We start from the raw sequence: 14,108 nt of genomic DNA, 5'->3' as shown, positions 1-14,108 counted from the left end.
ATCGACGATAGGAATGGTCCATGCCGCTCCCCCGCGTGATCCACCTGGCCGTCGACGGCGTCTCCGTCCTCCTCACACAGGCGGGCGATGCGCTGCCGGTCGTCGCGCACTGGGGACCGCGGGTCCACGCGTCCGACGAGGAGCTCGCGGTCTACGCGCGGACGCCCGACCGGCCCGGCATGGACGGCGGATCCGACCGGCCGTACGAGCCGACCATGCTCCCCGAGCACGCGTCCGGCTGGGGCGCGCTGCCCGGGATCCGCGCCCACCGCGCGGGCGCCGCGTGGTCGCCGCGCCTCGTCGTGACGGCCGTCGAGGTCGACGGCGAGGCGCTGCCCGCGGGCGCCGTGGCGCAGCGGGAGGGCGGATCCGTCGCGGTCGAGGCGGCCGACGAGTGGGCCGGGATCGGCGTCCGGTTGGAGATCGATCTCACACCGTCCGGCGTGCTGCGGGCCCGCGCGGTGGTGCGCAACGACGCCGCCGACGGGGAGCCGCTCGAGGTCATCGGCGTCGACCCGTCGTTCCGCGTGCCCGTCGAGGCGCGCGAGATCCTCGACTTCTCCGGCCGCTGGGGCACGGAGCGCATCCCGCAGCGCCACCCCGTGGTCGTCGGCGAGCACACGCGCTCCTCGCGCCGCGGCCGCACGGGCCTCGACGCGACCACGGTCGTCGCGATCGGCACCCCCGGCTTCGACGCGGAGGCCGGCCGCGTATGGCTCTGCCACGTCGGCATCGGCGGCAACCACCGGCACACGGTCGAGCGCACCGACGGCTACCTCGCGTTCCGCGGCGGCGAGCTGCTGCTGCCCGGCGAGGTGCGGCTGGCCGCGGGCGCGTCGTACGCGTCGCCCTGGATCCACGGCGCGTTCGGCCAGGGCCTCGACGACGCCGCCGCCCGGTACCACGGGCTCCTCCGCGCCGTCTCGCGCTCCTCGCGGCGCCCGCGACCCGTGACCATGAACGTCTGGGAGGCCGTGCACTTCGACCAGGACCTCGCCACCCTCTCCGACCTCGCGACCCGCGCCGCGGCGCTCGGCGTCGAGCGGTACGTGATCGACGACGGCTGGTTCCGCGGCCGCCACGACGACCGCGCGGGCCTCGGCGACTGGACCCCGGATCCCGCCTCCTGGCCCGACGGCCTCGGCCCCCTCGCGGAGCACGTGCGCGGCCTGGGCATGGAGCTCGGCCTCTGGGTCGAGCCCGAGATGGTGAACGAGGACTCCGACCTCGCGCGGGCGCACCCCGACTGGATCCTCCGCGCACGCCCCGAGCTGCCGCCGCGCTTCCGCTTCCAGCAGGTGCTCGACCTGACGAACCCGGACGCCTTCGCGCACATCCTCGGCGCGCTCGACGACCTCGTGCGCGACCTCGGCATCGCGTACCTGAAGTGGGACCACAACCGGGACCTCATCGACGCCGGCCACCCCGCGACGGGCGCGCCCGCGGTGCACGAGCAGACGCTCGCGGTCTACGCGCTCATGGACGAGCTGCGCGCCCGGCACCCCGAGCTCGAGATCGAGAGCTGCGCGTCGGGCGGCGGGCGGGTGGACCTCGGGATCCTCGCGCGCACCGACCGCGTGCACACCTCCGACAACCACGACCCCCTCGACCGCTCCCGCATGCTCCGCTGGACGGGGCTCCTCGTGCCGCCCGAGATGCTCGGCTCGCACGTGGCGTCGCCCGTCTCCGAGGCGACCGGCCGCTGGAGCGACCTGCACACGCGCTGCGGCATCGCGTTCCTCGGCCACTTCGGCGTCGAGTGGGACATCCGCGAGCTCGACGAGGACGAGGAGCAGGTGCTCGCCCGGTGGATCTCCGCCTACCGCGAGCACCGCGGCCTCATCGCGACCGGCCGCGTCGTGGGCGCGGGCGACTTCGACCCGGACGCGCCGTCGATCCGCGGCGTGGTCGCCGTCGACGGCTCCGAGGCCATCTACACGATCGTCACCGCGAGCCCGTCGCCCGACTCCCGGCGGCGGATCCGGCTGCCCGGGCTCCTCGCCGAGGCGCGCTACCGCGTGGAGGCCGCGCGCCCCGGATCCCTCGGGCCCGGCTGGCTGAGCCCGCGCTGGTTCGACGAGACGGTCGAGCTCGGATCCGACGCCGAGGCCCCCTCCTACTCGGGCAGCCTGCTGCGCGAGGCGGGGCTCGAGCTCCAGACGGCGCACGGCGAGCGCGTGCTCGTGCTGCGGCTCGTGCGGATCGACGCTCCCGCGACCGCCGCCGTGCCCGCGCCCCGCTGAACCACCCGCACCATCTGACCTGACGCACGCCCCACCCGCCGCGGCACCGACGCCGCCCCACCGGAAGAGCACCCCGTGACCACCACCATCACCGTCGACCTCGATCGCCCCGGCGCCACCATCAGCCGCCACCTCTACGGCCACTTCGCCGAGCACCTCGGCCGGTGCATCTACGACGGCTTCTTCGTGGGCGAGGACTCGCCCGTGCCGAACGCCGGCGGGATCCGCCTGGACGTCGTCGAGGCGCTGAAGGCCCTCGACATCCCGAACCTCCGCTGGCCCGGCGGCTGCTTCGCCGACCGCTACCACTGGCGCGAGGGCGTCGGCCCGCGCGCGGAGCGGCCGAAGCTCGTCAACACGCAGTGGGGCGGCGCCGTCGAGGACAACTCGTTCGGCACGCACGAGTTCATGGCGCTCTGCGAGCTGCTGGGGGCGGACGCGTACGTGTCGGGCAACATCGGCTCGGGCACGGTGCAGGAGATGTCCGACTGGGTCGAGTACCTCACGGGCGCCGGCGAGACCCCCATGGCCGAGCTCCGGCGCACCCACGGCCGCGACGAGCCGTGGACCGTGCCCTTCTGGGGCCTCGGCAACGAGGCGTGGGGCTGCGGCGGCAACATGCGCTCCGTGACCTACGCCGACCTCGCGCGGCAGTTCGGCACGTTCTGCCAGAGCGGCGGCGCGACCCCGCTGCACCGCATCGCGGCGGGTGCGGACGGCGCCGACACCTCCTGGACCGAGACGCTCATGCAGGTGATCCCCGAGATGGCCGCGCACCCGTTCGCCTCCGTGCCGTGGGAGTCGATCTCCGTGCACTACTACACGATCGGCGGCAGCTGGACGGCCAAGGGCAGCGCGACGGACTTCGACGCGGCCGCGTACTGGAGCACCATCGTCGCGGCGCAGGGGATCGAGGAGCTGCTCCGCGCGCACGCCGCCGTGATGGACGTGCACGACCCGGCCAAGGAGTACGGCATGGTGCTCGACGAGTGGGGCACCTGGTGGGACGTCGAGCCGGGCACGCACCCGGGCTTCCTCTTCCAGCAGAACACCATCCGCGACGCGATGGTCGCCGCCCTGCACTTCGACGTCTTCCACGCCTTCGCCGACCGGCTCCGGATGGCGAACATCGCGCAGACCGTCAACGTGCTGCAGGCGATGCTGCTCACGGATCCGGACGGCGGCGAGATGGTGCGCACGCCCACGTACCACGTGTTCGAGATGAACCGCGGGCACCACGACGCGACCTCGCTGCCCGCCACCGTCGTCGGGCCCTCGCGCGCGGTCGACGGCCGGGACGTCCCGCTGGCCTCCGCCTCGGCGAGCGCCAAGGACGGCCGCGTGCTCGTCTCCCTGTCGAACGTGGACCTCGAGGAGCCGCTCGAGGTCGTGCTCGCGTTCCGCGGCGGCGCCGTCGACGACGTCGTCGGCCGCCTGCTCACGGCCGACCGCCCCGACGCGCACAACCGCCCGGGCGACGCCGACGCCGTGAGCCCCGTCCCCTTCGACGCGGTCGAGCGCACCGCCGACGGCCTCCGCCTCACGCTGCCGCCGCACTCGTTCGCGACGCTCTCGCTGCGGATCGCCGCGTGACGCGGGTGGCCGGCCCCGGAGCCGTCCCCGCCACCCGCCCGCCCATGGGCTGGAACAGCTGGGACTGCTTCGGCGCCTCCGTCACGGAGGAGGAGGTGCTCCAGAACGCGCGCTACCTGGCCGAGCACCTGCTGCCGCACGGCTGGGACACGGTCGTCGTCGACATCCAGTGGTACGAGCCGGACCCCGGCCTGGACGACTACCAGGAGGTGTCGGCCCCCGTGCTCGACGCGTGGGGCCGCCCGCAGCCCGCGGTCGGCCGGTTCCCGTCGTCGGCCGACGGCCGCGGCTTCACCGACCTGGCCGCGCGGATCCACGCCATGGGCCTCCGCTTCGGCCTGCACCTCATGCGCGGCGTGCCCCGGCGCGCGGCCGAGGAGGGGCTGCCGGTGCGCGGATCCGACGCCACGTGCGCCGACATCGCCGACCCCGCGAACCCGTGCCCGTGGAACCCGGACTCCTTCGGCGTCGACATGAGCCGGCCGGGCGCGCAGGAGTACTACGACTCGGTCCTCGCGATGCTCGCGGGCTGGGGCGTCGACTACGTGAAGCTCGACGACGTGCTGTACCCGCCGATCCAGGCCGCCGAGATCCGGGCGGTCTCCCGTGCGATCGCCGCGTCCGGCCGCCCGATGGCGCTGAGCCTCTCCCCCGGCAAGCAGCTCTCCCTCGAGAACCTCGACCTGCTGCGGGAGACCGCGGACGCCTGGCGGATCTCGGACGACTTCTGGGACGACTGGGCGCACCTCCGCGAGCAGTTCCAGCGCGCGGCCCGGTGGGCGCCGCACCAGCGGCCGGGCGCCTGGGCCGACGCGGACATGCTGCCGCTCGGGCGCATCGGGATCCGCGCCCACGTGGGCGGCGACCGGCGGAGCCGCTTCACGCCCGCCGAGCAGCGCACCCTGGTCTCGCTCTGGTGCCTGCTGCGCTCCCCGCTGATGTTCGGCGGCCACCTGCCCGACACGGATCCGGCGACCCTCGCGCTCCTCACGAACGACGACGTCCTCGCGCTCCTCGAGGCCGACGCCAGCCGCGAGATCGTGCGCGACGGCGACCTCGTGGTCTGGGCGGCCGAGCGCGGCGACACCCGCTGGCGCGCGGTCTTCCAGCTGGGCGACGCGCCGCGGACCGTGACGGCGCACCTCGCCGACCTCGGCGCGCCGGACGCGACGCGGGCGATCGACCTCTGGACGGGCGAGGAGCTCGCGGTCGTCGACGGCGGGATCCCGCTCGAGGTCGAGGCCCACGGCGTGCGGCTCCTCCGCCTCGCCTGACCGGCCGCCCCACGCACGACGACGCCGGCCGCCCGGATCCCCGAGGATCCGCGCGGCCGGCGTCGTCGCGTCCGGGTCAGCCCTTGAACGCGCCGTCCATGATGCCGGTGATCATCCGCCGCCCCACGAAGAAGAAGAGGATCAGCAGCGGCAGCGTCGCCATGAACGACCCGCCCATGGCGAGCGCCACGTCGATCGACCGGTTCGCCTGCAGCTGCTTCAGCGCGATCTGCACCGTGAACAGCTCCGGCGACTTCAGCACGATGAACGGCCACATGAAGTCGTTCCACACGCCCGTGAAGGTGATGAGCCCGAGCACGAACGCGGCCGGCCGCACCACCGGGAACGCCACGCCCCAGAACAGCTGCCACGAGTTCGCGCCGTCGAGCCGGGCCGCCTGGATGAGCTCGTCGCTCACCGTGGTGGACATGTGCTGCCGCATCCAGAAGATCCCGAACGCGCTCGCGAGGCCCGGCACGATGATCGCCTGCAGCGTGTCGACCCAGCCGAGCTGGCTGATGATCAGGTACTGCGGGATCACGCTGAGCTGGGCGGGCACCGTCATGGTGAGCAGCACGATGAGGAACAGCAGGTTCCGCCCGGGGAACTGCAGCTTCGCGAACGCGAACCCGGCCATGGCGCAGAGCACCGCGGACAGCACCGCGACGGTCGTCGACACCAGCACGCTGTTGAGCAGCGACAGCAGGAACGGCACGGTGTCGAACACCTTCGCCGCCACGGTGAAGAAGTTGCCGCCCGGGAACAGGCGCGGCGGGATCGAGGTGACGGCCGTCGCGCCCACCGAGGCCACGACGAGCATGTAGTAGAGCGGGAACACCGAGATCAGCACGGCGATGCTGAGGAACACGTAGACGAGCGGGCTGATGCCGCCGCCCTTGCCCCGGCGCCTCGGCAGCGCCGATCGCCTGGTGACCGGTGCGGCGACGATCGGTGACACGGTCTGGTCGATCACGTCGGACATCAGCTCGCCTTCCTCGTGCGGGTGGACAGGTAGAAGTTGAGGAGCGCCACGACCACGACGATCACGAACAGCACGACGCCGATGGCGGATCCGTAGCCGAACTTGAACTGGCCGAAGCCCTGCTCGTACAGGAACAGCGCGAGCGTCTGGCACTGCCGGCCGGCGCCGCAGGTGAGGCCCGACTCGGGCGACGCGAGCAGCGGCTCGGTGAAGATCTGCAGGCCGCCGATGGTCGACATGATCACCGTGAAGATGATGATCGGGCGGAGCGCGGGGATCGTCAGGTGCCGGAACTGCTGCCAGCTGGACGCCCCGTCGACCGCCGCCGCCTCGAACATCTCCCGCGGGAGCGCCTGGAGGCCGGCGAGGTAGAGGAGCGTGTTGTAGCCGAACCAGCGCCACATGACCATGGCCGAGATGAGGATCCACGAGCCGTGGTTGGTCGCCATGAAGTTGACCGACGGGAGCCCGAAGACGCCGAGCACCCAGTTGATGAGGCCGAAGTTCCGGTCGAAGATCTGCGCGAACACGATCGCGGTCGCGGCGACCGACGTGATGTACGGCACGAGCAGCGCCATGCGGAAGAAGTTCGCCCACTTGAGCCGGGCGTGGTTCAGCAGGTGCGCGAGGAAGAGCGCGAGCAGCAGCTGCGGGATCGTCGAGATGAGGAAGATCGCGAACGTGTTGACGAGCGCGTTCCAGAACCGGTCGTCCGCGAAGAGCTGCTGGAAGTTCGCGAGCCCGACGAAGGTCTGCTTGCCGATCGGGTTCCAGTCGAACAGCGAGACGTAGAACGTGAAGACCAGGGGGAACAGGCCGAACACGATGAAGATGACGAAGAAGGGCGCCACGTACGCGTAGGGCGCGATGCGCTCGGAGAGCGACTGCTTGATCTGCCGGGCCCGGGGGACCGCGGCGGCCTTCCCGCGGCGCGGGGAGGGGGGTGGCTCGGTGCTCGTGCGGGGTGATGTCGCCGTCGACATGGGGTACCTCCGTCTGAGGGGCGGCCCGGCGCGTGACGCGCCGGGCCGCCCGGGTGGGTGGGACGGGATCAGCCGCCGATGGCCGTCTTGGCCGTGGAGAGCGCCTGCGTCCACGCCTTGTCGGAGGTGACGTTGCCCGCCTCGAGCTCGACGAGCGTGTTGAGGAGGGCGCCGTTGATGGGCGTCGTGTCCGGTCCGTTGTAGAAGGACGGGAACTTCGTGACCGACTCCGACATGACCTGGCCGATCTTCGAGTCGCCGAAGAACTCGTCCTGGTACGCCGCGACGGCGTCGCTCTCGACCGCGGCGGTGGCCGCGGGGAACGTGCCGGTGCGCTCGAAGTGCTCCTGCTGGGCCTCGCCGGACATCATCGTCTCGATGTACTGCCAGGCCGCCTGCGGGTTCTCCGCGCGGGCCGGGATGGCGATGACGCTGCCGCCCCAGTTGCCGCCGACGCCGGGGACGCTCGCGATGCGCCAGTTCCCCGCGGTGTCGGGGGCGTCGGTCTTGATGCCCTGCAGGATCCACGACGGCGCGACCGTGACCGCGAAGGCCCCGTTCGCGCGGCCGGGCGCCCAGCCGGACGACCAGGCCGCGATGCCCGCGCTGATGCCGGCGTCGTGCGTGTCGACCGCGACCTGGAACGCGTCCTCCACCTGCGGGTTCTCGTCGTAGACGAGCTCGCCCTCGGGCGAGTAGTACTTCTCGCTCACCTGGTTGACGGTGGAGAAGAACACGCTCGTCTCGATGTTGTCGACGAACGGCTTGCCGGTCGCCTCCGTGTACTGCTCCCCCATCGCGATGAAGGAGTCCCAGTCCTTCCACATGGCCGCGACCTCGTCGGGCTCCGTGGGCAGGCCCGCCTCGGCGAAGAGGTCCGCGCGGTACGCGAAGCCGAGGCCGCCGACGTCCGTGGGGATCCCGATGACCGAGCCGTCCTCCGCGGTGGCGGCGGACGCGGCCCACGGGAGGTACTCGCTCGCGATGTCGTCGCCGCCGAGCGTGCGGAGGTCGAGGAAGTTGGCGCTGTTCTCGACGAACTGCGGGAGGTCGTCGTTCTGGATCATGACGAGGTCGGGGACCTTGCCGCCGGCCAGCGCCGCGGTGAGCGCGGTGGCCGTCTCGGTGGTGGAGCCGACCTCCGTCAGCTTGACCTTCGCGTCGGGCTTCTTCTTCTGGTACTCGGCGACGCCGTCCTTGGCGCCGATCCCGGTGAAGGACCAGAACGAGGCCTCCGCGTTCGGGTCGTCCGATGCGCCGCCTCCTCCGCCGGACGAGCATCCGGTCAGGGCGACGGCGACTGCTGCTGCGGCGACGACGGCCGTCAAGCTTCTTCTCACGATGTTTCCTCTTCGTCGGGGATCCGTGCGGCGTGCTCGGAGCGTCAGCGCTCCGGCCGAGAGAACGATCTCTTGGCGTCACCGTAGCTCGCGTGCCACCATCGTGCAAGCGGCGATGCGCAACCGAGATCGCGCCGTGAGACATCGATCTCCACCTAGGATCAGGAGGGCTCCGCGACCATGACGGCGCCTGCCCGTGAGGAGACCCATGCAGACGAGGGCGAGCGGCCGATGACCCGGCCGACCCTGGTCGACGTCGCGAAGGCGGCCGGCGTCTCCCGCGCCACGGCGGCGCGCGTGCTCTCCGGCACCACCACGGTCGACGCGCGAATGGTCGCGGCCGTCGAGCACGCGGCGAAGCAGCTCGGCTACGAGGCGAACAGCGCGGCCCGCATGCTGCGCGGCGGGCGGTCCGGCGCGATCGCGCTCATCATCGCGTTCAACGAGCTCGACAGCCTCACCGGCACGTTCTTCACGTCCGTGCTGAAGGGCGCGGCGAAGGGGCTGCACGCCGCGGAGATCCAGCCCGTGCTGCTCCCGGCCGACCAGGACGACGCCGACCGGATCCCCCGCTTCCTCCGGTCGCGCGCGGTCGACGGCGCCATCGTGATCCTCCAGCACGAGATCACGCACCTCGCCCAGACGCTCGCCGACTCCCCCGTGCCCGTGGCGTGGGTGGGGCGCCCGCGCGGCGACCTCGCGGAGGACGCGATCATCGTCGACTCCGACAACCACGGCGGCGGGCGCCTCGCCGCGCGCGCGCTGGTCGACGCCGGCCGGAGGCAGCTGGGGATCATCGCGGGCCCGCACGACATGGAGCCGGCGCGCGACCGCATCCGCGGCTGGCGCGACGAGCTCACCGAGCAGGGCGTCGACCACGGCGCGATCGTGCACGCCGAGTTCACGCTCGAGAGCGGCGGCGCCGCCATGGCGCGGCTGCTCCAGCGCCACCCGGGCATCGACGGCGTCTTCGCGTCCTCGGACCTCATGGCGGCCGGGGCGATCCGCATGCTGCAGGCCTCGGGACGTCGCGTGCCGACCGACGTGAGCGTCATCGGGTTCGACGACGTGATCATCGCGACCACCTCGGATCCGCCGCTCACGACCATCCGGCAGCCGCTGGAGGAGATGGGGCGCGTGGCCGCCGAGACGGTCATCGCGACGATCCAGGGACGCGAGGTCGACCGCCAGCCGGTGCTCGCGACGAGCCTCGTGCAGCGCGAGTCGGCCTGAGCGGACGCGCGCCCGATCGCGCCGCCGGGTGCGAGATCGATCTCGCGCGGGCGCCGCTAGCCGCGGGGCGGGGCCACGGATCCGCGCATCACCAGCTCGGTCGCGAGCTCCATCCGCGAGCCCGCCGCACCGCCCGCGCGCGGGCGCCCGGAGCGGTCCGCCTGCTGCAGCATGTGGAACGCCGTGGCGCCCATCTCGGCGATGGGCTGCCGCACCGTGGTCATGGGCGGCATCGCCCACGCCGACTCCTGCACGCCGTCGAAGCCGACCACGCTGAGGTCGTCCGGGATCCGGAGCCCCGCGTCGTCCGCGGCCTCGTAGACGCCGAGGCCCATCACGTCGGAGCACGCGAAGATCGCGGTGGGCCGGTCCGCCGCGGCGAGCAGGGCGCCCGCGGCGGCGCGCGCCTGCTCCCGGTCCCAGTCGCAGAACGCGACGCGCTCGTCGGGCACCGCGATCCCGGCCGAGCGCAGGGCCGTCATGAGCCCGTCGATGCGCGCGCTGCCGAACAGGTGCGCCTTGACGCCGCCGATGACGCCGATCCGGGTGTGACCCTCCGCGATGAGCAGCTCGGCCGCGATGCGCCCGCCGTCCCAGTTGGTGGCCCCGACGCTCGCCACCTCCGCGGGCGGCCGGGTGCTCGGGTCGATCGCGACCACCGGGACGCCCGCGGTCGTCAGGGTGTGCAGGCCCGCGGGCGTCGCGTCCACGAGCACGAGGATCGCGCCGATGGAGGGTCGGCGCAGGAGGCGGCTGATCCACTCCCCGTCCGGCCGGGCGCGCGTGAGCACGAGGTCGACGCCCGCGGCGGACGCCTCCTCCTCGATGGCGCTCAGCACCGGGCCGACCCAGCTGCCCTCGATGTGGCCGACCACGACGTCGACGACGCGGGCGGCGCGGGGGTCGGGGTCGGCGGGCCGGGCGCGCGGCCGGCGCCGGTAGTCGAGCGCGTGCGCCGCCGCCATCACGCGGGCGCGGGTGGCCTCCGACACGTCGGTGCCGCCGTTCAGCACCTTCGACACCGTCGGGACCGTGGTGCCGGCGCGCTCGGCGATCTGGGCCATCGTCGGCCGCGGCGCCGCTCTCGTGGTGTCCATGAGCTGGAGCCTAGTCGAGGTCCGGGCGCATAGTTGCGCAACTTCCCGGGCGGATGTGATCGCATCGAGACCCGGCTGCCTCTTGCCGGCCGCCGGGACACCGGGGATGATGGGCGGACACCGCGCGCAGTCCCCCGGGAGTTGCGCAAGGTCTGTTCGATGGCGAACCGCGGAGGGATCCGCCCGGCACACGGAGGACGACGATGACCCCCACCCCGCTCGTCGAGCTGCGGTCGCGCGCCGCGTCCTCCGCCGCCGCTCCGGTCGCGCCCTGCCCCGCCATCGCGGAGGCCCGCCCGGCCGACCGGCCCCGCGGATCCGGCCGCCGCGTGCCGCCGACCGGGACGACCGCGTCCGCGTCCGCGTCCGCCGCTCCGGGCCGCGCCGGCGTCGCGGGAGACCGCACCGCGGGCCGCGCCCGCCGCGCGGGCACCGCCCCGGACGACCGCCGCGACGACCTCGTGTGGCGCAGCGGCCGCCTCGAGCTGCGCTTCCGCCGCTCCGCCGACCGGCCCGTCATGCTCACGCGCCTGGTCGCCGGATCCGTCGAGACCCACTTCGCCCACCCGGTGCCGCTCGTCGAGGTGCTCATGTCGGGAGGCGACCGGGACGGATCCGCGGGCGCCGACCTCCGCTACGTCGCGCACTCGGTGTCGGCGGACGGCGCGACCCTCGAGATCGTCTCCGCGACGGCCGACGGGATCCGCGCCGCCGTCACCCTGCACGGCCGCGACGGCGCCGTCCGCAGCAGCGCCGTCGTCACCAACGGCACCGGGGCGCCCGTGCTGCTCGCCGCGGTCACGAGCTGGGACGTGCCGCTCGGCGTGCGCCTCGACAAGGGCGACGTGGCGGATCCGGCCGCCGACTGGGAGCTGCTCGCGGGCCGCGTCGAGGGGACGGGCGGCGCGCGCTGGTCGGTCCGCGCGCTGCGGGAGGCGGAGGGCGCGGACGCCGCGGATCCGGCCCCCGACGCGCGCCCGGTCGCGGTCGCCCGACGGGCCTCCGGCGCCCCCGCGGCCGGCGAGCCGCTGCCCGTCGCCGCCCTCCGCTCGGAGCGGCAGGAGGTCACCTGGATGTGGGAGGTCGCGCACGACGGCCCCTGGCGCTGGGAGGTGGGCGAGCACGGCGGCGACTGCCACCTGGCGCTCACCCGGCCGGCGGATCCCGACCTCGACCGCCCCGCGCCGCTCGCCCCGGGCGCGTCCTCCGCGCCGGCGACCGCGCTGGTCGCCGTGGGCGCCGACCTGGAGGAGGCGGCCGCCGCGATGACCCGGGCGCGACGGGCCCTGCGCGATGCGCGGCCGGCCGCGGCGGGCGATCCCCTCCTCGACCCGGCCGCCGTCGCGACCGCCCCGCTCTCCACGCCGCCCGAGGACGTCGACGCCCGGATCCCGCAGCTGGCCGGGCTCCCGCCCGAGGCTTGTGCCGCCGCGCTCGTCGCGGGCCTCGCAGGCGGCCTCCGCCTGCCGGACGACCTCGGCCCCCTCGACGACGCGCCGCACGCCCTCGTCGCCGACGCCGTGCGCACCGCGGCCGCGCTCCGCGACGACCTCGTCCGATCGGTGCCGCTCTGGCCGCTCGGCCTGCCCGCGGCGGACGACCGCTGGGTCTCCGTCGCGCGCGACGCGGGCGATGTCGTGGTCATCGCGATCTGGGACCGGGGCGACGGCGCCGGCACGGCGACCCTGTCCCTGCCCTCGCTGCTCGGCCGCCGCCTCGACGTCGCGACCGCGTTCCCCCGGGCGCTCGCGGAATGGGGCGCCGAGTGGGACGCCGGCCGCGGGATCCTCACGGTCCGCTCGGTCGCGGGCGGCCCTGCGGCACGCCTGCTGGAGCTCCGCCGCCGGTCGTGAGCGGGCCCGGTCGCGGTGGCTGGCGGGGTCGCGGCATCTACCGCGCGCTCACCGCGGCCCGCGCGCGCTCGGCCCTCGCGGCCGGACGCACGCTGATCCACAGCGACTCGACCGACCTGTCCCGCCCGATCCTCGAGCGCTCCGGCCTCCTGGCCTGCTCGACGACCACCCCGTACGCCTGGTCGCGCTGACCCGATCGCGTCCGGCCCAGCCCGCGCGGCACCGCGCACCGCGCACCGCGCCGGAGCGCCCCACCACCCGTCCCCGCCGGAGTTGACTGGTCGGATGCAGACGTTCCTCCCCTACCCGGACCTCGCGGCGAGCATGGCGGTGCTCGACGACAAGCGGCTCGGGAAGCAGCGCGTCGAGACGCTCCAGGTGATGAAGGCCGTGACCGTCCCGGGCTACGGCTGGCAGAGCCACCCCGTCACGCGCATGTGGCGCGGCTACCGGCCCGCGCTCATGGAGTACCAGGAGGCCACCTGCGCCGAGTGGATGTCCCGCGGCTTCGCCGACACCTGCTTCGAGAAGACGCTCGTGATCCTCGCCGAGGTGCCCGAGGACCTCGCCGCCTACACCGAGGGCCGCATCGTGCAGCCGCCGTGGTGGGGCCGCGAGGAGCTGCACCTCTCCCACCGCTCGAAGCTGCTGGCGAAGGCGCCGGCGCTGTACCGGCCGGCGTTCCCGGAGGACCCGGACGACCTCGACTACGTGTGGCCGGGCGCGAGCGCGTGATCCGCGTCCCGGCGCCCGGGGTAGCCTCGACGCGTGAGCAGCACCAGCAGCGCGACGCCCTCGGGGCGCGGGGAGGTCGTCGGCGGCTCGTCCGTCGGCACCAGGTAGTCACCGGATCCGCCGCCGTCCCCCACCGGGGCCGGCCCATCCCGGCGTGCCGTCGATCCACGAGGATCCGCACGCCGACCCCCTGACATCCATCCCCGCGGCACGCCCGCGACCCCGCACGAAGGGCACCCCATGCTCCCCCTGACCGAATCCGACATCCGCGCCTCCCTCGTCAACGCCTCCCAGCGCGAGGTGCGCGACCTCCACCTCCCCGAGGGCTTCGCCGACCTCCGCTGGGACCGCCTCGACTTCCTCGGCTGGCGCGACCCGAAGGCCCCGCAGCGCGGCGTCATCGTCGTCCCCGTGGGCGACCGCCTCGTCGGCGTGATGCTCCAGCAGGCCAGCGCCGCCCCGCGGTCCCGCGCCCAGTGCACCTGGTGCCAGGACGTGCGGCTCCCCGCGCCGGTGGTCTTCTACGGCGCGCGCCGCGCGGGCGCCGCGGGCCGCAACGGCAACACGGTCGGCACCCTCGTCTGCGCCGACTTCGAGTGCAACGCGAACGTGCGGAAGCCGCGCCCGATCCCGTACCTCGGCTTCGACCCCGAGGCGGCGACCGCGCAGCTCATCGACGACCTGCGCACCCGCGTGGCGGCGTTCGCGGCGGACATCGCGTCGACGGCCTGACGCGCTGACCGGGCGCGCGACCGACCCGCGCCCCCGGGATCCG

General features: G+C 74.1%; 11 protein-coding genes and 1 pseudogene. 8 read left to right on the top strand and 4 right to left on the bottom strand.

From position 1 onward, the window contains the following. The first annotated feature begins 20 nt into the window (after window positions 1-20). From ACT7CP_RS01075 to ACT7CP_RS01065, 3 genes are all read left to right on the top strand, one after another. Entirely contained in the window at window positions 21-2,243 is a 2,223-nt protein-coding gene (locus ACT7CP_RS01075; RefSeq protein WP_445443018.1) for an alpha-galactosidase, read from the top strand. Between the two features lie 75 nt (window positions 2,244-2,318). Beyond that, on the top strand, window positions 2,319-3,836 hold the full coding sequence (locus tag ACT7CP_RS01070) for an alpha-N-arabinofuranosidase (RefSeq protein ID WP_445443017.1): 1,518 nt from the start codon (window positions 2,319-2,321) through the stop codon (window positions 3,834-3,836). Continuing rightward, window positions 3,833-5,110, top strand: coding sequence for a glycoside hydrolase family 27 protein (locus ACT7CP_RS01065; RefSeq protein WP_445443016.1), 1,278 nt, complete (start codon window positions 3,833-3,835; stop codon window positions 5,108-5,110). Before ACT7CP_RS01070 ends, ACT7CP_RS01065 begins: the two co-directional genes overlap by 4 nt. Before the next feature lie 76 nt (window positions 5,111-5,186). Here the strand turns inward: ACT7CP_RS01065 and ACT7CP_RS01060 are convergent, their stop codons facing one another. The 3 genes from ACT7CP_RS01060 to ACT7CP_RS01050 all read right to left on the bottom strand — a co-directional run bounded on the left by ACT7CP_RS01060 (window position 5,187) and on the right by ACT7CP_RS01050 (window position 8,415). Next, window positions 5,187-6,092 (bottom strand): carbohydrate ABC transporter permease, encoded by a 906-nt coding sequence (locus tag ACT7CP_RS01060; protein ID WP_413962040.1) that lies wholly within the window; start codon window positions 6,090-6,092, stop codon window positions 5,187-5,189. Then, the gene (locus ACT7CP_RS01055; protein WP_445443015.1) at window positions 6,092-7,075 is read right to left on the bottom strand and encodes a carbohydrate ABC transporter permease; all 984 of its coding nucleotides are present in this window, start codon (window positions 7,073-7,075) and stop codon (window positions 6,092-6,094) included. Before ACT7CP_RS01055 ends, ACT7CP_RS01060 begins: the two co-directional genes overlap by 1 nt. Window positions 7,076-7,143: 68 nt before the next feature. Then, window positions 7,144-8,415 (bottom strand): extracellular solute-binding protein, encoded by a 1,272-nt coding sequence (locus ACT7CP_RS01050; RefSeq protein WP_445443014.1) that lies wholly within the window; start codon window positions 8,413-8,415, stop codon window positions 7,144-7,146. Between the two features lie 231 nt (window positions 8,416-8,646). Between ACT7CP_RS01050 and ACT7CP_RS01045 the strand changes: the two genes are divergently transcribed. Beyond that, window positions 8,647-9,648 (top strand): LacI family DNA-binding transcriptional regulator, encoded by a 1,002-nt coding sequence (locus ACT7CP_RS01045; protein WP_445443013.1) that lies wholly within the window; start codon window positions 8,647-8,649, stop codon window positions 9,646-9,648. Between the two features lie 56 nt (window positions 9,649-9,704). On the opposite strand, the gene ACT7CP_RS01040 is transcribed toward ACT7CP_RS01045, so the two are convergent. Then, a complete protein-coding gene (locus tag ACT7CP_RS01040; RefSeq protein ID WP_445443012.1) occupies window positions 9,705-10,745 on the bottom strand; it encodes a LacI family DNA-binding transcriptional regulator in 1,041 nt (346 codons plus the stop codon). A 203-nt stretch (window positions 10,746-10,948) separates the two neighbouring features. Here ACT7CP_RS01040 and ACT7CP_RS01035 point away from each other — a divergent pair, with 203 nt between their 5' ends. The 4 genes and pseudogenes from ACT7CP_RS01035 (at window position 10,949) to ACT7CP_RS01020 (ending at window position 14,065) form a co-directional block, all read left to right on the top strand. Further along, the gene (locus ACT7CP_RS01035; protein WP_445443011.1) at window positions 10,949-12,598 is read left to right on the top strand and encodes a hypothetical protein; all 1,650 of its coding nucleotides are present in this window, start codon (window positions 10,949-10,951) and stop codon (window positions 12,596-12,598) included. A 17-nt stretch (window positions 12,599-12,615) separates the two neighbouring features. Then, window positions 12,616-12,789 (top strand): annotated as a pseudogene (locus tag ACT7CP_RS01030) (GNAT family N-acetyltransferase); the annotation flags it as partial. A gap of 94 nt (window positions 12,790-12,883) precedes the next feature. Beyond that, complete coding sequence (locus tag ACT7CP_RS01025) at window positions 12,884-13,333, top strand: MSMEG_6728 family protein (protein ID WP_413962034.1); 450 nt, start codon at window positions 12,884-12,886, stop codon at window positions 13,331-13,333. Between the two features lie 240 nt (window positions 13,334-13,573). Then, on the top strand, window positions 13,574-14,065 hold the full coding sequence (locus ACT7CP_RS01020) for an FBP domain-containing protein (RefSeq protein ID WP_445443010.1): 492 nt from the start codon (window positions 13,574-13,576) through the stop codon (window positions 14,063-14,065). The last annotated feature ends 43 nt before the right edge of the window (window positions 14,066-14,108 follow it).

The sequence above is a fragment of the Clavibacter rahimiani genome (assembly GCF_052654495.1).
The sequence above is the reverse complement of the archived record's forward strand: the minus strand, read 5'-3'. Positions and strand labels throughout refer to the sequence as shown.